The sequence below is a fragment of the Kitasatospora sp. NPDC004723 genome, from assembly GCF_040609255.1.
In the GTDB taxonomy this organism is placed as follows: domain Bacteria; phylum Actinomycetota; class Actinomycetes; order Streptomycetales; family Streptomycetaceae; genus Kitasatospora.
In genome coordinates, this window is sequence record NZ_JBEXJT010000040.1 from 16,941 (window position 1) to 36,683 (window position 19,743).

Below are 19,743 nucleotides of genomic sequence, written 5' to 3' on the forward strand. Positions count from 1 at the left end.
CGTTAGCGCGCACCACTGACAGGGGCGTCGGCCGCCGGGTACGCCGAGGCGAAGGTGAACGCCCGCGGGGAGGGCCCGTTCGCCCGCAGGTCTGCCAGCCGCTCCAGCGCCTCCTCGACGCCCGGCCGGTGCCCGGCAGGGACCCACCAGAGCACCAGGTGCGCCTGGACGTGCCGCTCGAACCACTCGCGCCGCCGCCGCACCGCCTCCAGGTGCCCGCTGCGGTAGGTGAAGTCCCAGAGGGCCTCCGGGCTCTCCCACACCGACAGGTTGACGATGACGTCCTCGCCCGCCGGACGCAGTCCGGTGGCGTCCGCGGCGCCGTCTCCGACCAGCCGCCAGACGAAGCCGGGTGCGCCGTCGGCGGCGGTGTTGACCGGGTCCAGCAGCTCGACGAACGGTGCGATCCGCGGGTCGGCGAGCGGGTGGCTGAGCGTGGCGATGTTGAGCTGGGCGAGGTGGGCGGCGGGCACGGCAGGCGTGGGTGTGGGCGCGGTCATGTCCCGCATTCCAGCACGGCCCGGATTTCTATGTCAATCAGCATTGTTTTTAGAAGCCTCGACGATCACGCAGCACTCGCCGGGGCGGGCGTCCATCCGGGCGCGCAGCGGGCCGCTCGTGCCGATCAGCCCCTCCAGCAGGGCCAGGTTCATGCCGCAGACCAGTGGCGGGAAGTGCTCGGCGACGGTGTGGAACGGGCAGTTGCGCATCCGCAGGACCTCCGGGCCCGCGTCCCCGACCCGCTCCAGGTACGGCTCGTAGCCGCGGGCGGCCAGCAGTTCCACCGCCCCGGCGAGGCCGTCGCAGGGGCCCGCCGCGGTGCGCAGGGCCTCGCCCCGGCGGCGCGCGGCCGCGCCGAGCCCGGAGTCCAGTCCGGCCTCCTCGGCGGCCTCGGCGAGCAGTTCGGCGGCGGTACGGTAGTCGCGCGCGGGCAGTGACACCGTTCGCTCCGCCCGCGCCCGGGTGTACACCTTGGCGGGCCGGCCCGCCCCCGGGCCCGAACGGCCGGTGAGCCGGCGGCTGCCGGTCTCCAGCAGTCCGGCCTCGGCCAGCCGGTCCAGGTGGTGCGCGGCGAGCGTGCGCGCCACTCCGGCCGCCTCGGCGGCCTCGTTGCGGCCGATCTCGCGGCCCTGGGCCGCCACGTACTCGTACAGGCGGCGGCGTACCGGGTCCTGCAGCAGCGCGATCGCGTCGATGTCCTCCATCCGGCCATTCTAAGAACGACGCGGATAGGTCATAGAGCGGCCGCCGCTCAGGTGTAGTGGCCCCCGGTGACCTCCGGCAGCGGGTCCTCGACCGGGTCCAGCAGCCGCGGGCCGTCGTTGCGCACGCTGTTGACCGTCGTGGCCACCGGGCGCACCAGCAGCTCACCGGTCGGCGCGTGCAGCAGGCCGCGCACCTCGCCGGGGTCGGTGACGGACGGGTTCAGCCACTCGTCCAGGGCGTCGGGGGCGAGGGTGACCGGCATCCGGTCGTGGATCCGGCCGGCCGCGTCGGTCGCCTCGGTGGTCAGCACGGTGCAGGTGACCAGCCACGCGGCCGGGTCGTCGTCGTGCTCCACCGCGCGGTCGCGCCAGAACTCGTAGAGCCCCGCCATCAGCAGCAGACCGCCGTCGGGCCGGTGCAGGTAGTACGGCTGCTTGTACGCCTTGCGCCCCTCGGCCGCCGGGACCGGCCGCCACTCGAAGTAGCCGTCGGCGGGCACCACGCACCGCCGCTCCTTGAACGCCTTGCGGAACGCGGGCTTCTCGTGGGCCGTCTCCACCCGCGCGTTGATCATCCGCGCCCCGGAGCCGGGATCCTTGGACCAGGACGGCACCAGCCCCCACCGCAGCGACCGCACCTGCCGGGTGATCTCCCCGGTCTCCCGGTCGACCCGTTCCAGCACGCTGGGGACCCGGTCCGTCGGCGCCACGTTCCAGGACGGTGCCAGTGCCTCCGCCGCCGGCCACACGGACGCGCGCAGCAGGTCCGCCAGATCGGACGGGGTGGTGGTGGAGACGAAGCGACCGCACATGCGCCCCATCCTGCCCCCTGGCCCCACCGCCCGTCACGCGTCCCTGCCGCTCCCGCGGCTCCCGCGGCTCCCGCGGCTCCCGCTGTCGGCGCGCCCAGGCCGTACTCAGGCCGTGCTCAGGCCGGGATCAGGCGGGGATCAGGCCGGGATCAGGGCGTCCCACTGGTCGCGGGTCGGGCCGTCGTGCGTCGGGGCGAACTCCGGGCGGGCGGCCAGCCAGGCGGTGACATGGCGGTCGACCTCGTCCGTGCCGTAGGCGTCGGCGGCCGGTCGCAGGAGGTGGCGGACCTGGGCGCGGGCCCGCATGACGACGGGGTCGTCGAAGGCGCAGGCGGCCAGTGCGGCGGCGCGGCGGTCCGGGAGGGGTGCGTCGTCGGCCAGGCGCTGCTCGTTGGCCCGGTCGGCCGTCACCTGCGCGTCGTACCAAGGGCGCAGGGCTTCGGCGGTCCAGGCGTGGTAGCCGGTGGGGTCGGCGGCGATCCGGTCGGCGTGGGTGGCGAGGTGCTGGGCGGCGCGCAGACCGAGGGCCACGCCGTGGCCCAGGGTGGGGTTGGTGTGCATGAGGCTGTCACCCGCGTTGACCAGGCCGGTGACGACGGGACCGGCGTCGTCGAGGAGGGAGGTCCAGCGGTTGTCCAGGCCGGCCATCGCCAGGACGGGGGACTGCGGTTCGGGGGCCAGGTCGAGCCAGGCGGCGGTGGCGGGGAAGCGCCGGGCGGCGGCCTCGAACACGGCGGGGTCGGTGAGCGCGCCGCGGGTCGGATCGCCGGTGGAGAGCACCAGGTTCACCGCGAAGGTGCCGTTGTCGGAGGGGAAGACGCCGGCGAGCGCGAACGGCGCGGCCGAGCCGGGCGGCACCCGGCCGGGGTCGCGCGGGCCGTCGGCGCGCAGCCGGTACCAGCGGCACAGATAGGCGATCCCGGCGCGGTGGCTCTCGACCACGGGCGGGCGGCAGCCGGCCGCGACCAGCCAGCCGGGCACGGGCGAGCGGCGGCCGGCCGCGTCGACGACGAGGTCTGCGGGGTGCGGTCCGGCGTCCGCCCGTACGCCGGTGACCCGGGGCGGACGGCCCGCTTCGACGGTGAGGCCGCGGACCCGGCTGCCCCGTCGCACCTCGACGCCGGCCTCCCGCCGTACGGCCGCCGCCAGGGCCGCTTCCAGCACGATGCGGCGGGTGCGCAGGGTCACCAGCTCCTCGTCCCCGTCGCGGTGCGGCGGATGCTCGTCGAACCAGTCGAAGTCGTGGTACTCCTGGGCCCCGCGCGCCAGCAGGTCCGCGTGGACGTCGGGGGCCTCGGCGCGCAGCACGGTGCGCACGGGGGCGAGGAACGAGTGCGGCTGGACGGCCTGCGGCACCCGCGGCCGGTCCCAGTGGTAGAAGTCCTCGTGCAGGTCGTCCCCGGCCTCGCGGGTGTCCTGTTCGAACACCGTGACCGTGTGGCCCCGCCGTCCGAGCATCAGTGCCGTCCCCAGCCCGCTGATGCCCGCGCCCATCACCGCAACCCGCGCCACAAGCTCTCCTTCGCGTCGTGTTGCGAAATGATCTTAGCGTGATCGGATCACCCGATCGCCTACTGGGGCTGGGGGTTGACCACCCTTTGACCAGGCCTTTTACCTGAGCATCTGTCAGAACGGCCCCTGGATCGCGATCACCCGTGACCTTGATCGATCTCCGAGGCGGCGCCTAGGGTGTCCCACATGATGGACTCGTACGCGCATCCGGGTGCTCCCGGCCACCGGAGCGCGGCGCGCTACCTGTGGTGGCTGGCGGTCAGTCAGCGCCGGCGGGTCGCCGGCGGAGCGGCGCTGGGCACCTGCTGGATGGTCTGCCTGATGCTCCCGCCGTACCTCATGGCGCGCGCGATCGACGACGGGCTCCAACCGGGGAACACCGGCGTCCTGGCCGGCTGGGTGGCCGCACTGGTCGGCGTCGCGGCGCTCAACGCCTGGCTGGGCATCATGCGCCACCGCACCATGACGCGGGTCCGGATGGACGCCACCTTCCGGACGGTCAAGGTCGTGGTCGCGCACGCCACCCGGCTGGGGGCCGAACTGCCGCGCAGGGTCTCGGTCGGCGAGGTGGTCAACATCGGGACGGGCGACGTCGCGCGGATCAGCCAGACGCTGACGATCACCGGCCCGGGCGTCGGCGCCGTCGTCGCGTACCTCGTCGCGGCTGCGCTGCTGCTTCCCGTCTCCGCCCTGCTCGCGGCCGTCGTCCTGCTCGGCGTACCGCTGCTCGCCGTCGTGGTCGGGCCGCTGCTGGAGCGGCTCCAGGGCGCGGAGGCGCAGTACCGCGAGCAGCAGGGCGTGCTGACCGCCCGGATCGGGGACATCGTCGGCGGCCTGCGCGTCCTCAACGGCATCGGCGGCAAGGAACTGCTGGCCGGCCGCTACCGCGACGGCTCGCGGGAGCTGCGCGCCGAGGGCTACCGGGTCGGCGCCGTGACCAGCTGGATCCAGGCACTCGCGGTCGGGCTGCCCGCCCTCTTCCTCGCCCTGGTGACCTGGCTGGCCGCCCGGATGGCCGCCGAGGGAACCATCACGGTCGGCACCCTGGTCGCCGTCTACGGCTACGTCGCCGTCCTGGTGGTGCCGGTCGCCAGCTTCATCGAGAGCGGGTACGACCTCACCCGGGGACTGGTGGCCGCCGGGCGGGTGGTCCGCCTGCTCGACCTGGCACCCGCCGTCCAGGACGCCGCGACCCTCCGCCCGGCCCCCGAGGGCCCCGCGGCCCTGTACGACCCCGACACCGGCGTGGAGCTGGCCCCGGGACGGCTGACCGCGATCGTCGGCGCCCGCCCGGCCGAGTCCGCGGCCGTGGTCGACCGGCTCGGCCGGTACGGCGAGTCCGCCGCCACCTGGGGCGGCGTTCCGCTCGCGGAGGTCGCGACGGCCGAGGTCCGCCGCCGGATCGTGGTGGCGGACAACGAGGCCGACCTCTTCGCCGGCCCGCTGCGCACCGTGGTCGGAGGCCGCTCCGAGCACACCGACGCGGCCATCGCCCGGGCCGTGCGGGACGCCGCCGCGCAGGACGTCGTGCAGGCCCTGCCCGAGGGCCTCGACACGGCCGTCGAAGCCGGGGGCGGCAATCTGTCCGGCGGGCAGCGCCAGCGGCTGCGCCTGGCGCGCGCCCTGCTGGCCGACCCGGAGGTGCTGCTGCTGGTCGAGCCCACCTCGGCGGTGGACGCCCACACCGAGGCGGCCATGGCGGCCGGGCTGCGCCGGGCGCGGGCCGGGCAAACCACCGCGCTCACCTCGACCTCCCCCGTCCTGCTGGAGCAGGCCGACACCGTCTGCTACCTCGCCGACGGCCGCCTGGTGGCCGCCGGTCCGCACCGGGCGCTGCTCGCCTCGCAGCCCGGCTACCGCGCGCTGGTGGCCCGCGGTGGGGACGCGCCGGAACCCTCCGGCACCGGAGCCACGCTCTCCGAGGAGGCCGTCCGATGACCGCTCCGACCCAGCCGGGCGGCGGGGGCCTCCCGGTCGCCGGGGCCGCCGAGGTCCGCCGGGCCGCCGTGCGCCTGGTGCGCCAGGACGGTCGCGCGGTCGGTGCGATGCTGCTCCTCAACGGGCTCGCGGCGGCGGCCGGGCTGGGCGGCCCCTGGCTGCTCGGCCGGATCATCGACGACGTCCGGGGCGGGGCCGGGGCCGGCCACGTCGACCGGCTCGCCCTGGGCATCCTCGGCTTCGCGCTGGCGCAGCTGCTGCTGGGCCGCTTCGCCCGGTACACCGCGTACCGCTTCGGCGAACGGACCCTGGCCCGGGTCCGCGAGGACTTCGTCGAGCGGGTGCTCGGCCTGCCCGCCCCGGTGGGCGAGCGCGCGGGCGCCGGTGACCTGATGACACGCGGCACCGCCGACGTCGCCACCGTCGGCACCACCCTGCGCGACGCCGGACCCGAGGTGTCCGTCGCGCTCGTCCAGGTCGTCCTCATCCTGGCCGCCATGCTCGCGGTCAGCCCGCTGCTGGGCGTCTGCGGGGTGTTCTGCCTGTCCGGGATCTGGTTCGCCACCCGCTGGTACCTGCGCCGCGCCCACGCCGGCTACCTCGCCGAGGGCGCCGCCACCTCGGAGGTCGCCGAGGTGCTCGGTTCCACTGCCGCCGGGGCCCGGACGGTCGAGGCGCTGGGCCTGGAGGAGCGCCGGATCGCCGCCGCCGCCGAGGCGATCGAGCGCTGCCGGGTCACCCGCACCCACACGCTCCGCCTGCGCAGCGTGCTCTTCCCGGTGGTCGACTTCTCGTACGTCGCCCCCGTCGCCGGCATCCTGCTGGCCGGCAGCGCCCTGCGCGGCACCGGGGCGGTGAGCATCGGCGCGGTCGTCTCCTGCGCGCTCTACTTCTGGAAGCTCGCCGAGCCGCTGGACAAGGTCATGCTCTGGATCGACCAGATCCAGCGCGGCCACGCCTCCTTCGCCCGGGTCGAGGGTGTCGGCGGGATCGGCGCACCGGCCGCGACCGGTGGCGGGCGGCCCGCCGACGACCGGATCGACGTGGTCGGCGTCCGCTACGCCTACCAGGGGGAGCGGGACGTCCTGCACGGCGTCGACCTGACGGTCCGCCCGGGCGAGCGGCTGGCGGTGGTCGGCCCCTCCGGCGCCGGGAAGTCCACCCTGGGCCGGCTGCTGGCCGGAGCGGACGCGCCGCGCGCCGGCCGGGTCACGGTGGGCGGGGTGCCGGTCGCCGAGCTGGACCCGGCGCTGCTGCGCCGCCACGTCGTGCTGGTCTCCCAGGAGCACCACGTCTTCCTCGGCACCGTCGGGGACAACCTGCGGATCGCCGCGCCCGACGCCACCGACCAGGAGCTGCGCGCGGTGCTGGCCGCCGTCGACATCGACTGGGTGGACGGGCTGCCGGACGGGCTGGACACCGAACTCGGCGCCGCCGGGTACCGCCCGGACGCCCAGCAGGCGCAGCAACTCGCCCTCGCCCGCGTGGTCCTGGCCGATCCGCACACGGTGATCCTGGACGAGGCGACCTCCCTGCTCGACCCGGCCACGGCCCGGCACACCGAGCGCTCACTCGCGGCCGTGCTCAAGGGCCGGACCGTGATCGCCATCGCCCACCGCCTGCACACCGCCCACGACGCCGACCGGGTCGCGGTCATGGAAGGCGGCCGGGTGGTCGAACTGGGCAGCCATGCCGAGCTTCTGGCGGCCGACGGCGGCTACGCGGCGCTCTGGAGGTCCTGGCACGGCGCCTGACCGGGGGACGGCCGCGCACACCCGTGGTCCGCTCACTTCCTGGCGGGCCGGTCGTGGCCGGCCTTCGGCTGCAGCTTCTTCTCCTTCGTCTTCTCGACCTCCTGGACCTCCCAGGGGCCGGAGACGACGGACGGCGCCTCGCCGGAGATCACGGAGGCCAGGGGCTGTCCGGTCCCGTCGTAGACGGTGGCGACGTCGGTCAGCTGCCAGAAGAGGTTGAGCTCGGGGTACTGCCCGAGGTTCAGGTAGGTGCTGGAGACGAAGGAGGTCGACTGGGTGGAGACGGTGAGTTGCTGGGTGGTGGTGGAGGACTCGCTCAGGGAGGCGGAGACGGAGGCGCTGAACGGTCCCCAGCCGGCGCTCGCGCTCACGCCGACGGAGGCGTTGGTGGTGTCGGACTCCGAACTGCTGTCCTGCTTGCCCTGGGTGACGGTGTAGCTGACGGTCCGGCGCTCCCCGGGAGCCAGGCTGTACGACTCGCCCGTGCAGTGCCAGAACTGCTCGCGGGTGACGGCCCTCCCGAGCCCGACCTGGTCGTCCCCCGGCAGGGTCACCGGCGTGCGGGTCGTGGCGCCGTGCTGGACCAGACCGGTGGCCACCAGGACGCTGGGGCCGTCCTGCGGGATGAGCACGTCGGCGGTGGGCTCGGGGACCGGCCCGATGTTGTTGGGGTCCAGCAGGTCGGATCCGGAGAAGGTCATGGTGCTCTTGCCCGGCGGGTTCTGCAGGACGGCGGCGAAGGCACCGGAGTAGTGGGACTTGGCCAGCCAGTAGCCGTCGGCCCAGCAGTCCCCGCTGATCACCACGCTGCCGCCGTCGGGCTCCAGCACGAGCCCGGGCATGCCTGCGGTCCACAGCCCGTTGGCGGGCCCGCACAGGTTGCCGGACTGGTCGAGGTAGAAGAGGTCGAGCGGGATCGAGAGGTCGTTGATGACGAGGACCTCGGCCCGGGACTTCCTCGGGGGTGAGGCGAGGGTCCCGTCGAGGGCCGCCTGGTAGGTCTCGGTCATGCGCATGGTGGGCTCCGATCGCCTGCCGCGCGTCCGCGCGCGGAGCGGGGTCGGTCAGAATTCGGGCTCGTCGGTGAGGTAGTAGACCCGCGGACCGCGCTCGGAGTGGAGCAGCGCCAGCGGACCCTGCGTGGCCACCTTGGCGGCTGCCGGAAGGCCGAGGTCGGCGGTCAGGTCCCACCACAGCCGGTCCTCCTGCGGCCCCCGCCACAGGGCGAGGTGGTTGTCCTCGGCCACGTAGGACACCCAGGGGCGGCCGTCGCCGGCCACCGCGGACGCCACGAAGCTGTTGGCGGCCACCACCGGACGGGTTCCGTCCCCGGTCGTGCGGATCTCCTGGCTCCGCCACCCGCCGACCCGGCCCGCCCAGAACGGTTCGGACGCCCGGTTCCACAGTGCGACGCCCGCCAGGCCCTGGGAACTCGCCGCGGCCGCCAGCGGGCTGCCCTCCTTGGCCTGCCTGATGCTCAGCGGGGTGAGGCTCTGCCACCTCCAGCCGCGCTCGTCCCCGAAGCCCACCAGTTCGACGACGTTGTCCTCGCGGTCCGCGTAGTAGACGCGCCGGCTGTCGTTGCCCCAGCCCACGGCGGACAGTCCGCTGACCGGGGACGCGGCGGGCAGGCCGAGGTATGTCGTGAGATCGGTGAACCTTCCGGCCACCCCGTACTCCTCCACCTCGGTGAGGTGGTCGTTGGCGTCGAAGTAGTAGACGAAACGGCCCCGCCCGTTGTGCAGCGCGGTCAGCGGGCTCCACTCCGGGACCCGGGGGAGCGCGGGATTGGCGCCCCAGGTCCAACTACCGGTGAACTTCAGGATGACGAGCTGACCGGTCTCGTCCGCGTAGTAGACCATCATCGCCCCGGACCGCATCCCACCGGTCGCCGGCGGGCTGTTCCAGGCGGCCGCGGGCGTTCCCTCGGCACTGGTGAAGTTGCGGTAGGTCCAACCGCTCCCGTCGGTCGCGAACTCGCCGAGGGCACCGTCGGTGTTCGCGTAGTAGACCCGCCGGCTGTCCGTTCCCCAGCCGGTCGCCGCGAAGCCGCCGGTCAGGGAGGGGAAGGGGGCGGGTCTGAGGATGCCGGGGGCGACCTCCTTCCCGGCGGCGATGTTGAGGTTGGTCCACCGGAACGAGCCGTCCGGGTCCCGGGCCACCTCGATGACCGCCGTGTAGCCTCCGCCCGGGGTCACACCCAGGGTGCGGGCATCCGTTGTCGTCATGACGGCCTCCGGCTTCCGGTGTACGCCGCCGCGCCCGGAGCGCGGCCCGTGCCTGCACGCTGCGCGAGGGTCGGGCGGGGCGCTCCGGCCGCCGGCCGTACGGAGACGAGCTCGGGCACGTCCGGTGCGTCGACGCGCTGCGCGGACGCGCCCGGCTTCCCGGCGTCCAGCGCGTCGACGTCGACCGGCCCCCGGACGACTGTCGGGCCCTTGGCGGAGACGACCGACGACAGCGGCGTTCCCGTCGCATCGAACACCGTGAGGACGTCCGTGAGCTGCCAGAACAGGCACATCCGCCCGTGGGCGGTGTCGTTGCTGTACTGGTTCGACGTGAAGCTCGTCGTCTGGGTGGACACGGTGACCTGCTGGGTCCTGGTCGAGGACTTGCTCAGCGAGGCGCTGACCGAGGCGCTGAACGGCCCCCAGCCGGCACTGGCGCTCGCGCTCACCGATGCCGTGACCGTTCTGGTGTCCGAGGAGTTCGACTGCATCCCCTGCGTCTGGGTGTAGTTGACGGTCTTCTCCTCACCCGCCGCGAGACTGTACGACTCCGGCAGGCGCTGCCAGAACTGCTCACGGGTGACGGGGTTGCCGTTCGGCAGCGTGCCCGCGCCCACCAGGATCCTGGGTCCGTTCGGCGGGACGATCACGGCCCTGGTGGGTGCCGGGGTCTCCCCGAGGTCGTCCGGATCCAGCAGGTCGCGGCCCGTGAGGGTCACCGCGGCGTCGTCCTGGTCGGCCCGCCAGACCGCGGCGAAGGCGCCCGAGTACCCCGCCTTGGCCACGAAGTAGTACGAGGGGGCGAGGTTCGTCCAGGTCGCGCTCGCTCCGGGGTCCAGGACCTGGCCCGGGTGGCCGGGGGTGAGCTTCCGGGTCCGCGGATTGCGGCCGTACAGGAGGCCGTCGAGGCCGACCCAGTACACCAGCAGGTGCACCGGGGTGCCGTTGGTGACCGTCATGCTGGTCCGGCTGCCCCCGTCCACCGACACCAGCGTTCCGCTCAGGGCGCCCTGGTAGGTTTTGTTCATGCGCATGGGGTGGCTCCTTCGCGTGCGGGGCGGGCGGGCCGACGCCTACTCCTCGCTGGTGTAGTAGACCCGCGGGCCACTGGTGCGGATGGCGGCGAACGGGCTGGGCACACCGGTGGCGACGGTGGGGAGGTCCAGTTCGGCGCCCAGGTCGCGGGAGCGCCACCCGCGCCCGGCCCCCCGCAGCTCGATCAGGTGGTGGTCGCATCCGTCCGGGCCTTCGTCCGGGCCGGCGGCACCCAGGTAGAACACCTGGACCGCCGAGCCGTCGCCGTCCGGCACGGCGGCCAGGGAGCTTCCCCCGGCCGCGGCGGGAGCCCCCGCGCCGTCGTCGGCCTCCGTGCCGGCGCGATGGACCTCCCAGCCGCGGCCGTTGAACCCCACCTCGACCACCGTCCGGTCGGCGTCCAGGTAGTAGAGCCGCGGGTGGCCCTCGGGGGAGAGCACGACCGCCGGCGGACTGCCCGCGGCCGCCGCCGGGGCCCCGTACGCGGACAGCCGGAGCACCCGCCACTCCGCGTCGCCCTCGGGGCGCTTCTTCGTGGCCGGGACGACCGTGTGCGCCAACTGGACGGGGCGGTTGTCCTCGTCGAGGAAGTACACGAGGCGGGAGTCGGTCCCGCACCCGACGGCGGTGAGCCGGCTGAGCGGAGAGGCCGCCGGGCACCCGTCGACGCCGGAGGTCAGGTCGCGGACCGACCAGCCCGCCTCCCCGAGCCAGGACGCCTCGATCAGCCGTCCCGGAGCGTCCAGGTAGTAGGCGAACTCTCCCCGTTCGGTGGTGACCGCGGCCAGCGGGCTGATCGGTGAACCGTGCGGGGCCCCGGCGCACGCGCTGTAGGTCCACTCCTCTCCCCGTTCCGCCAGCCGGACCGGGTGGCGGCCCTCCTCACCCGGGCCGCTGTCGAGGTAGTAGACCCGCAGCGCCCCGATCCGGCCGGTCACCGCCACCGCGGCGCCCGCGCCGGCGACCGGGGCGCCGGTCTCCCGGGTGAGGACGCGGTACCCGGTCCAGCGGCCGTCCGGCGACGACGGCTCGTACGCCGTGCCGACCAGACTGCGGTCCTGCTCCTGGTAGTAGACGCGTCGCCGGTCGTCGGCCGCACCCGCGGCCGCCAGGCCGCTCCCCGCGACGGGCACCGGACTGACCTGCCGCCACCCCGGCCCGGCACCGGGCTCCGGCGGACCGTCCGGACGCCGCGCGGAGAAGTTGATGTCCGAGTACCCCCACCTCCCGCCCTGTCGCGCCACCTCGATGATGCTGTAGACCCTCTCGGCCTGCCTTCTCACGTCCCCGTCCCTTCCGTTCGCACGGGTGCGGCCGCGGATTCCACAGCCGCAGGTGAGTGCAACTGCCCCCATGTCACGTTCCAGCGTGCGCCCATTCGGCCGGCGCCGCATCCGGAGGGGCCTCGACTGGCTACGCAGAGCCAGGAGTTGACGCTCACATCGATCGCTCCCGCGCCGAGATGCGGACGCCCGCCACCGGTGGGTAGATGGATGGAGGGCCCCGCCGGCCTCCTCGGCGGGGGAGGGGCGCAGCCGTCGCGAGGTGAGGTGGGCGATGCCTCTTCCACAGATGATCACCGACCGGTACGCGCGACTCCGGGCCTGGTACGCCCAGAACGCCCAGCTCGCCGGCGTGTTGTACGCCGCGCCGGCGGACATGGGGAACGTCAGGCTCCTCTGCTTCGGTCCGGATTCCTCGGTCAACCTGGGCCAGGCGAACTACGCCATCTACGTACCGGCCACGCCCCGCGGCCGACTTCAGGCGCGAACCATCCAGACCTGCATGAACGACTACAACGAGACCTTCGGCCCTCCTCCGGAGTACCCGATGCCGGAGTACCTGCTCTACGCCGCGGAACCGCTGCAGTACCACCTGCCGGCCATCCTGGTGAGGTGCCCGCCGGACTGGCTGGACAACCTCCAGGACGCCGAGGTCAACTTTCGTTCCGCCATGGTCCCGCTGCACGAGATGGGCCACGCGCTGCTGTCGCTGGTGGCTCCGCAGAACCAGGGCGAGCCCTATGCCTACTGGATCGAGTTGCGGACGATCCTGCGCTTCGTCGGGACCACCGTGCCCAGTGGCGGGAGCTACGCGGCCCCGCTCGTGGGCATCACGACCACGGCCCAGGCCATCGCCAACTTCGTCGTCGGGCGCGCGGACCAGTACGCGATAGCGACGAGCGCGGCCGAGCGGCAGGTCCGCGCCACGGGAATCCCGGACACCATCGATCAGATCGCGGCCGTCCTGGAGGCCGCCGGCCTACCGGAGTTCAGCGTCACCGCGCTCAGGCAGGAGGCCGAAGGGTTGCGGCAGATGCGGTGACACGGCGCAGCGGCCCTCCCGGGCCGGCCGATGGGCCATAAAACAAGCATGCGTGATTGCTTTTTCTGCCACAGGGTGTCAACCTGCTCACCGACGGCGAACGTTGGGCCACCTGTGGGGGTAGGCGTGCACGTGGGGTCGCGGGTGCGGGCGGTGGGCGGGGGGCCGGTGCTGCGGGTCGGGAACGCGTCGGGGTTCTACGGCGACCGGTTCTCGGCGATGCGCGAGATGCTCACCGGCGGGCCGCTGGACGTGCTCACCGGGGACTACCTGGCCGAGCTGACCATGCTCATCCTGGCGCGGGACCGGCTGAGGGATCCCTCGCTCGGGTACGCCAGGACGTTCCTGCGGCAGCTGGAGGAGTGCCTTGGGCTGGCGCTGGAGCGCGGGGTGCGGATCGTGGTCAACGCCGGCGGGCTCAATCCGGCGCGACTGGCCGACGCCGTGCGGGAGTTGGCGAAGGGCCTCGGGCTGGACGCGGCGGTCGGGCACGTCGAGGGCGACGACCTGCTGCCGCGCCGGGCGGAACTGGGGCTTCCCGAGGGGCTGTTGGCCGCCAACGCCTATCTGGGGGCGTTCGGTGTCGCGGAGTGCCTGCGGGCCGGGGCGGACGTGGTGGTGACCGGGCGGGTCACCGACGCTTCGCTGGTCGTGGGGCCGGGGATCGCGTGGTTCGGCTGGGGCGCGGGGGACTTGGACGCGCTCGCGGGCGCCACGGTGGCCGGGCACGTGCTGGAGTGCGGGGCGCAGGCCACCGGCGGGAACTACGCGTTCTTCCGCGAGCACGACGTCACCCGGCCGGGCTTCCCGCTGGCCGAGCTGCACCCGGACGGCTCCAGCGTCATCACCAAGCATCCGGGGACCGGCGGCGCCGTGACCGTCGGCACCGTCACCGCCCAACTCCTCTACGAGACCGCCGGTCCGCGCTACCCCGGGCCGGACGTCACGGCCCGCCTGGACACCGTCCGGCTCACCGGGCAGGGGCCGGACCGGGTGCGGATCGACGGGGTGCGCGGCGAGCCGCCGCCGGCCACCCTCAAGGCCGGACTGAACCGGCTCGGCGGCCACCGCAACGAGGTGGTGTTCGTGCTCACCGGGCTCGACATCGAGGCGAAGGCGGCACTCGTCCGACGGCAGTTCGAGGACGCGCTGGTGCGTCGGCCCGCCGAGCTGCGCTGGACCCTCGCCCGTACCGACCACGCCGACGCCGCCACCGAGGAGGCCGCCTCCGCGCTGCTGCGGCTCACCGCCCGGGACCGCGACCCCGACCGGGTGGGCCGGGAACTCGGCCGGACGGCCGTGGAGTTGGGGCTGGCCGGGTACCCGGGCTTCCACCTCGCCGCGCCACCCGGACCGGGCGCGCCGTACGGGGTGTTCGAGGCGGCGTACGTCGACCCGGCGGCCGTCGAGCACACCGCCGTGCTGCCGGACGGGCGGCGCGTGGGCATCCCGCCCGCGCCGGTCACCACGCCCGTCACCGCGGCGGAGCCGGCACCCGTGGAGGAGCGGGCGGGCGGAGCCGGGGACCTCGGCCCCACCCGCCGCGCCCCGCTCGGCCTGGTGGCCGGCGCCCGCAGCGGCGACAAGGGCGGCGACGCCACCCTCGGCGTCTGGGCCCGCGACGAACCCGGCCGGCGCTGGCTCGCCCGCACCCTCACCACCGACCGGCTGCGCGAACTCCTCCCGGAGACGGCCGGGTTGCCGATCACCCGGCACCAGCTGCCGAACCTGCGCGCGCTCAGCTTCACGATCACCGGCCTGCTCGGCGAGGGTGTCGCCGCCCAGCACCGCTTCGACCCGCAGGCCAAGGCGCTGGGGGAGTGGCTGCGCTCGCGCCACCTCGACATCCCGGAGGCCCTGCTGTGACCGTCCTGCCCACCTGCCTGGACCCCGGCGGCGCCGAGTACACCGCCCACCGGGAGGCGATGCTCGCCCGGCTCGCCGACCTGGACGCCGAGCACGCCAAGGCGCTGGCCGGCGGCGGCCCCGGCTACGTCGAACGCCACCGAGGGCGGGGCAAACTGCTCGCCCGCGAGCGGATCGAGCTGCTGATCGACGAGGACTCGCCGTTCCTGGAGCTCTCCCCGCTCGCCGCCTGGGGCAGCGACCACCCGGTCGGCGCCGCGCTGGTCACCGGCATCGGCACCGTCGAGGGCGTCGAGTGCGTGATCACCGCCAACGACCCGACCGTGCGCGGCGGGGCGTCCAACCCGTGGACCCTGCGCAAGGCACTGCGCGCCAACGGGATCGCCCTGGCCAACCGCCTCCCGCTGGTCAACCTGGTCGAGTCCGGCGGTGCCGACCTGCCCAGCCAGAAGGAGATCTTCATCCCCGGCGGCGCGCTCTTCCGCGACCTCACCCGGCTGTCCGCCGCCGGGATCCCCACCGTCGCCGTGGTGTTCGGCAACTCGACGGCCGGTGGCGCCTACGTGCCCGGCATGTCGGACCACACCGTGATGGTCGCCGAGCGGGCCAAGGTGTTCCTCGGCGGGCCGCCGCTGGTACGGATGGCCACCGGCGAGGAGTCCGACGACGAGTCGCTCGGCGGCGCCGACATGCACGCCAGGGTCTCCGGCCTGGCCGACCACTTCGCGCTCGACGAGCCGGACGCGCTGCGGCTGGCCCGCCGGATCGTCGCCCGGCTCGACCACCGCAAGCCGGGACCGGGCCCCGACCCCGCCGCCGAGCCGCCGAAGTACCCCGAGGAGGAACTGCTCGGCATCGTCCCCGGCGACCTCAAGGTGCCCTTCGACCCGCGCGAGGTGATCGCCCGGATCGTCGACGGCTCCGACTTCGACGAGTTCAAGCCGCGCTACGGCACCAGTCTCGCCACCGGCTGGGCCCGGCTGCACGGCTACCCGGTCGGCGTCCTGGCCAACGCGCAGGGCGTGCTGTTCAGCCAGGAGTCGCAGAAGGCCGCCCAGTTCATCCAGCTCGCCAACCAGCGCTCGACGCCGCTGCTGTTCCTGCACAACACCACCGGCTACATGGTCGGCCGGGACTACGAGCAGGGCGGCATCATCAAGCACGGCGCGATGATGATCAACGCCGTCGCCAACTCCACCGTCCCGCACCTGTCCGTGCTGATGGGCGCCTCCTACGGCGCGGGCCACTACGGCATGTGCGGGCGGGCCTTCGAGCCGCGGTTCCTGTTCGCCTGGCCGAGCGCCAAGTCGGCCGTGATGGGCGCGCAGCAGCTCGCCGGGGTGCTGTCGATCGTCGCCCGGCAGTCCGCGGCGGCCAAGGGGCGCCCGTACGACGAGGAGGCGGACGCCGCCGTACGGGCCGTGGTGGAGCAGCGGATCGAGGCCGAGTCGCTGCCCGCCTTCCTCTCCGGGCGGCTCTACGACGACGGGGTGATCGACCCGCGCGACACCCGCACCGTGCTCGGGCTCTGCCTCTCCGCGATCCACAACGCGCCGGTCGAGGGCGCCACCGGCTACGGCGTCTTCCGGATGTAGGGGAGAACCACATGATCACCAACCTGCTGGTCGCCAACCGGGGCGAGATCGCCCGCCGGATCTTCCGCACCTGCCGCGACCTCGGCATCGCCACCACCGCCGTGTACGCGGACCCGGACGCGGGAGCGCCGCACGTCCGGGAGGCCGACGCCGCCGTCCGGCTGCCCGGCGCGGCGCCCGCCGACACCTACCTGCGGGGAGCGCTGATCGTCGAGGCCGCGCTCACCGCCGGCGCCGACGCCGTGCACCCGGGTTACGGCTTCCTCTCCGAGGACGCCGGTTTCGCGCGGGCCGTGCGGGCGGCCGGGCTGGTCTGGGTCGGCCCGGAGCCGGCGGCGATCGAGGCGATGGGCTCCAAGACCGCCGCCAAACGCCTGATGGCCGCCGCCGGCGTGCCCGTGCTCGACGCGCTGGACGCGCCCACCGAGGCCGACCTGCCGCTGCTGGTCAAGGCGGCGGCCGGCGGCGGCGGGCGCGGCATGCGTGTGGTGCGCGCCCTCGCCGACCTGCCGACCGAACTCGCCGCCGCCCGCGCCGAGGCCGCCATGGCCTTCGGCCCGGACGAGGTGTTCTGCGAGCGCTACCTGCCCGCCGGCCGGCACGTCGAGGTGCAGCTGCTGGCGGACGCGCACGGCACGGTCTGGGCGGTCGGGGACCGGGACTGCTCGCTCCAGCGGCGCCACCAGAAGGTCGTCGAGGAGGCCCCCGCACCCGGGCTCGACCCGGCGGTGCGCGCCGCCCTGCACGAGGCCGCGGTGACCGCCGCCAAGGCGATCGGCTACACCGGCGCCGGGACGGCCGAGTTCCTGCTCGGACCGGACGGCCGCGGCTGGTTCCTGGAGATGAACACCCGGCTGCAGGTCGAGCACCCGGTCACCGAGGCGGTCACCGGCCTCGACCTGGTCGCCCTGCAACTCGCGGTGGCCGAGGGCGGCTCCCTGCCGGGTCCGACCGCCCCGCCGATCACCGGCCACGCGATCGAGGCCCGGCTCTACGCCGAGGACCCGGCGCACGACTGGCGGCCCGCCACCGGTACCCTGCACCGCCTCGAACTCACCGTCCCGCACGAGGAGTTCACCGGCCGAGGGGTCCGGCTGGACTCCGGCGTCGGGGACGGCTGCGCGATCACCCCGCACTACGACGCGATGCTCGCCAAGGTGATCGCCTGGGCACCGACCCGGCCAGCCGCCGCCCGGCGGCTGGCGGACGCGCTCGCCCGCGCCCGGATCCACGGGCCCGCGACCAACCGGGCGTCGCTGGTCCGTGCGCTGCGCCACCCGGCGTTCCTGGCCGGACGGCTGCACACCGGCTTCCTGACCGAGCACGCCGACGCCCTGACCGCCCCGCCCGACCCGCACGGCGAGCGGCTCGCCGCCCTGGCCGCCGCGCTCGCCGACGCCGCCGCCCGCCGCACCGCGCTGCCCTCCGGCTGGCGCAACCTGCCCTCCCAGCCGCAGCTCAAGCGCTACCGGACCGAGGACGGCGCCGAGCGGGAGGTCCGCTACCGGCTCACCCGCGCCGGGCTGTGGGCCGAGGGCCACCCGGACGTCGAACTGCTCGACGCCGCGCCCGGCCTGGTCGTGCTGCGCGAGGGCGGGGTGCGGCGCGCCTACCGGGTCGCCCGCTACGGGGACCGGGTGCACATCGACACCCCCGCCGGCGCCACCGCGCTCACCGCCCTGCCGCGCTTCGCGGACGCCCCGGTGCGCACCGACCCCGGTGCGCTGCTCGCCCCGATGCCCGGCACCGTGGTGCGCACCACCGCCGCCGTCGGCGACGCCGTCACCGCCGGCCAACCGCTGCTCGTGCTGGAGGCGATGAAGATGGAGCACCGGATCACCGCCCCCGCCGACGGGATCCTGGTCGAACTGCGCGCCGCCCCGGGCCGGCAGGTCGAGACCGGCACCCTGCTCGCCGTCGTGAAGCCCCCGGCACCGTCGCCCCTGCAGCCGCTCGCACCGTCCCCCGAAGAGGTCTGAGGAAGGACCGCGCATGTCCGCCATCGGCAGCCAGCTCCTCGAAACCCCCGAACGCCGCGCCCTGCGTCGCGCCGTCGCGGCCCTCGGCGCCCGCTACGGTTCCGCGTACCACCTCGCCCGGGCCCGGGCCCACGAACCCGCCGAGGAACTCTGGTCCGAGGCCGGCAAGTCCGGCTACCTCGGCGTCAACCTCCCCGCCGAGTACGGCGGGGGCGGCGGCGGGATCGGCGACCTCGCGATCGTCCTGGAGGAACTCGGCACCGCCGGCTGCCCGTTGCTGCTGCTGATCGTCTCCCCGGCGATCTGCGGCACCGTGATCGCCCGCTACGGCACCGAGGAGCAGAAGCGCCACTGGTTGCCCGGCCTCGCCGACGGCAGCCGCCGGATGGCCTTCGGCATCACCGAACCGGACGCCGGCTCCAACTCCCACCGGATCTCCACCGTCGCCCGGCGCGACGGCGCGGACTGGCTGCTGACCGGCCGCAAGGTGTTCGTCTCCGGCATCGACCACTGCGACGCCGTGCTGTTCGTCGCCCGCACCGAGGACGCCCGCACCGGGCGGCTGAAGCCCGCGCTGTTTGTCGTCCCGCGCGACGCGCCCGGCTTCGAGTACCGCCCCATTCCGATGGAACTCGTCGCCCCCGAACGGCAGTTCCAGGTCTTCCTGGACGACGTCCGGCTGCCCGCCGACGCACTGGTCGGCGACGAGGACGCCGGACTGCTCCAGCTGTTCGCCGGCCTCAACCCCGAGCGGATCATGACCGCCGCGTTCTCCCTGGGCCTCGCCCGCCAGGCGCTCGGCAAGGCCGTCGAGTACGCCCGCACCCGCACCGTCTGGTCCACCCCGATCGGCGCCCACCAGGGCCTCGCGCACCCGCTCGCCCAGTGCGCGGTGGAGATCGAACTGGCCCGGCTGATGACCCAGAAGGCCGCCCTGCTCTACGACGCGGGCGAGGACGCCGCCGCCGGGGAGGCCGCCAACATGGCCAAGTACGCGGCCGGTGAGGCCGCCGCCCGCACCGTCGACCAGGCCGTGCAGACGCTCGGCGGCAACGGCCTCACCCAGGAGTACGGGCTCGCCGCGCTGCTCACCGCCACCCGGGTCGGGCGGGTCGCCCCGGTCAGCCGCGAGATGGTCCTCAACTACGTCGCCCAGCACACCCTCGGCCTGCCGAAGTCCTACTGAGGTCCGGCTGAAGTCCCGCCGAGGTCCCGCCGAGGTCCCGCCTGTGTCCCGCCGAGGTCCCGCCTGCGTCCACCGACCTCCGCCGACGGCGCGGAGTCTCGAACGGATCGTCGCATCATCGTTCTGACATCTGACCGAACCCCCCGCGCGGGAACCCCCTCGACCCGCCCCCACCTCGGAATTCGCCATACCGCGCCACCCCCGCGCCCCGCGCGCTCCGCCAAACGTCCGTCACTGGGGCGCACCGGGCGCCCACTGTCCGTATGCTCCTGTCCGCACGCCGCACGGCCGGTCGCAACGACCTCCAG

At 74.5% G+C, this 19,743-nt stretch carries 15 protein-coding genes; 7 read left to right on the top strand and 8 right to left on the bottom strand.

Annotation, left to right across the window (positions count from 1 at the left end; genetic code table 11):
- Positions 1 to 2: 2 nt before the first annotated feature.
- From ABZW10_RS29355 to ABZW10_RS29370, 4 genes are all read right to left on the bottom strand, one after another.
- Positions 3 to 500, bottom strand: coding sequence for a DUF3291 domain-containing protein (locus ABZW10_RS29355; RefSeq protein WP_355371649.1), 498 nt, complete (start codon positions 498 to 500; stop codon positions 3 to 5).
- Between the two features lie 33 nt (positions 501 to 533).
- A complete protein-coding gene (locus tag ABZW10_RS29360; RefSeq protein ID WP_355371651.1) occupies positions 534 to 1,205 on the bottom strand; it encodes a transcriptional regulator in 672 nt (223 codons plus the stop codon).
- Positions 1,206 to 1,252: 47 nt separating this feature from the next.
- Positions 1,253 to 2,017: an SOS response-associated peptidase gene (locus tag ABZW10_RS29365; RefSeq protein WP_355371652.1), complete on the bottom strand. Its 765-nt coding sequence runs from the start codon at positions 2,015 to 2,017 to the stop codon at positions 1,253 to 1,255.
- A gap of 138 nt (positions 2,018 to 2,155) precedes the next feature.
- Positions 2,156 to 3,529: an FAD-dependent oxidoreductase gene (locus ABZW10_RS29370; protein WP_355371654.1), complete on the bottom strand. Its 1,374-nt coding sequence runs from the start codon at positions 3,527 to 3,529 to the stop codon at positions 2,156 to 2,158.
- Positions 3,530 to 3,715: 186 nt separating this feature from the next.
- On the opposite strand from ABZW10_RS29370, the gene ABZW10_RS29375 reads away from it, so the two are divergent.
- Together ABZW10_RS29375 and ABZW10_RS29380 are read left to right on the top strand one after the other, a co-directional pair.
- Positions 3,716 to 5,467 (top strand): ABC transporter ATP-binding protein, encoded by a 1,752-nt coding sequence (locus ABZW10_RS29375; protein WP_355371657.1) that lies wholly within the window; start codon positions 3,716 to 3,718, stop codon positions 5,465 to 5,467.
- Positions 5,464 to 7,221, top strand: a complete 1,758-nt coding sequence (locus tag ABZW10_RS29380; RefSeq protein ID WP_355371660.1) for an ABC transporter ATP-binding protein — start codon at positions 5,464 to 5,466, stop codon at positions 7,219 to 7,221. Before ABZW10_RS29375 ends, ABZW10_RS29380 begins: the two co-directional genes overlap by 4 nt.
- Before the next feature lie 32 nt (positions 7,222 to 7,253).
- Here the strand turns inward: ABZW10_RS29380 and ABZW10_RS29385 are convergent, their stop codons facing one another.
- Genes ABZW10_RS29385 through ABZW10_RS29400 form a run of 4 tightly spaced genes read right to left on the bottom strand, consistent with a single transcriptional unit; the run spans position 7,254 to position 11,767 of the window.
- On the bottom strand, positions 7,254 to 8,237 hold the full coding sequence (locus tag ABZW10_RS29385) for a hypothetical protein (RefSeq protein WP_355371663.1): 984 nt from the start codon (positions 8,235 to 8,237) through the stop codon (positions 7,254 to 7,256).
- A 48-nt stretch (positions 8,238 to 8,285) separates the two neighbouring features.
- A complete protein-coding gene (locus ABZW10_RS29390; protein ID WP_355371666.1) occupies positions 8,286 to 9,449 on the bottom strand; it encodes a hypothetical protein in 1,164 nt (387 codons plus the stop codon).
- Positions 9,446 to 10,483 (bottom strand): hypothetical protein, encoded by a 1,038-nt coding sequence (locus ABZW10_RS29395; protein WP_355371669.1) that lies wholly within the window; start codon positions 10,481 to 10,483, stop codon positions 9,446 to 9,448. Before ABZW10_RS29395 ends, ABZW10_RS29390 begins: the two co-directional genes overlap by 4 nt.
- 39 nt (positions 10,484 to 10,522) lie before the next feature.
- Positions 10,523 to 11,767 carry a hypothetical protein gene (locus ABZW10_RS29400; RefSeq protein WP_355371671.1) on the bottom strand — a complete coding sequence of 415 codons (1,245 nt, stop codon included), beginning with the start codon at positions 11,765 to 11,767 and terminating at the stop codon, positions 10,523 to 10,525.
- Between the two features lie 274 nt (positions 11,768 to 12,041).
- Here ABZW10_RS29400 and ABZW10_RS29405 point away from each other — a divergent pair, with 274 nt between their 5' ends.
- The 5 genes from ABZW10_RS29405 (at position 12,042) to ABZW10_RS29425 (ending at position 19,435) form a co-directional block, all read left to right on the top strand.
- On the top strand, positions 12,042 to 12,809 hold the full coding sequence (locus ABZW10_RS29405) for a hypothetical protein (protein ID WP_355371673.1): 768 nt from the start codon (positions 12,042 to 12,044) through the stop codon (positions 12,807 to 12,809).
- Positions 12,810 to 12,935: 126 nt separating this feature from the next.
- Entirely contained in the window at positions 12,936 to 14,675 is a 1,740-nt protein-coding gene (locus tag ABZW10_RS29410) for an acyclic terpene utilization AtuA family protein (RefSeq protein WP_355371676.1), read from the top strand.
- Entirely contained in the window at positions 14,672 to 16,270 is a 1,599-nt protein-coding gene (locus tag ABZW10_RS29415) for a carboxyl transferase domain-containing protein (protein WP_355371679.1), read from the top strand. Before ABZW10_RS29410 ends, ABZW10_RS29415 begins: the two co-directional genes overlap by 4 nt.
- A gap of 11 nt (positions 16,271 to 16,281) precedes the next feature.
- Positions 16,282 to 18,249 (top strand): biotin carboxylase N-terminal domain-containing protein, encoded by a 1,968-nt coding sequence (locus tag ABZW10_RS29420; protein ID WP_355371682.1) that lies wholly within the window; start codon positions 16,282 to 16,284, stop codon positions 18,247 to 18,249.
- Positions 18,250 to 18,262: 13 nt separating this feature from the next.
- On the top strand, positions 18,263 to 19,435 hold the full coding sequence (locus tag ABZW10_RS29425; protein ID WP_355371685.1) for an acyl-CoA dehydrogenase family protein: 1,173 nt from the start codon (positions 18,263 to 18,265) through the stop codon (positions 19,433 to 19,435).
- The last annotated feature ends 308 nt before the right edge of the window (positions 19,436 to 19,743 follow it).

Bases quoted from the DNA above. Each gene is read 5' to 3' on its own strand.
- ABZW10_RS29355 (WP_355371649.1), bottom strand. From the start codon at position 500: ATGACCGCGCCCACACCCACGCCTGCCGTGCCCGCCGCCCACCTCGCC.
- ABZW10_RS29360 (WP_355371651.1), bottom strand. From the start codon at position 1,205: ATGGAGGACATCGACGCGATCGCGCTGCTGCAGGACCCGGTACGCCGC.
- ABZW10_RS29365 (WP_355371652.1), bottom strand. From the start codon at position 2,017: ATGTGCGGTCGCTTCGTCTCCACCACCACCCCGTCCGATCTGGCGGAC.
- ABZW10_RS29375 (WP_355371657.1), top strand. From the start codon at position 3,716: ATGATGGACTCGTACGCGCATCCGGGTGCTCCCGGCCACCGGAGCGCG.
- ABZW10_RS29380 (WP_355371660.1), top strand. From the start codon at position 5,464: ATGACCGCTCCGACCCAGCCGGGCGGCGGGGGCCTCCCGGTCGCCGGG.
- ABZW10_RS29385 (WP_355371663.1), bottom strand. From the start codon at position 8,237: ATGCGCATGACCGAGACCTACCAGGCGGCCCTCGACGGGACCCTCGCC.
- ABZW10_RS29390 (WP_355371666.1), bottom strand. From the start codon at position 9,449: ATGACGACAACGGATGCCCGCACCCTGGGTGTGACCCCGGGCGGAGGC.
- ABZW10_RS29395 (WP_355371669.1), bottom strand. From the start codon at position 10,483: ATGCGCATGAACAAAACCTACCAGGGCGCCCTGAGCGGAACGCTGGTG.
- ABZW10_RS29405 (WP_355371673.1), top strand. From the start codon at position 12,042: ATGCCTCTTCCACAGATGATCACCGACCGGTACGCGCGACTCCGGGCC.
- ABZW10_RS29420 (WP_355371682.1), top strand. From the start codon at position 16,282: ATGATCACCAACCTGCTGGTCGCCAACCGGGGCGAGATCGCCCGCCGG.
- ABZW10_RS29425 (WP_355371685.1), top strand. From the start codon at position 18,263: ATGTCCGCCATCGGCAGCCAGCTCCTCGAAACCCCCGAACGCCGCGCC.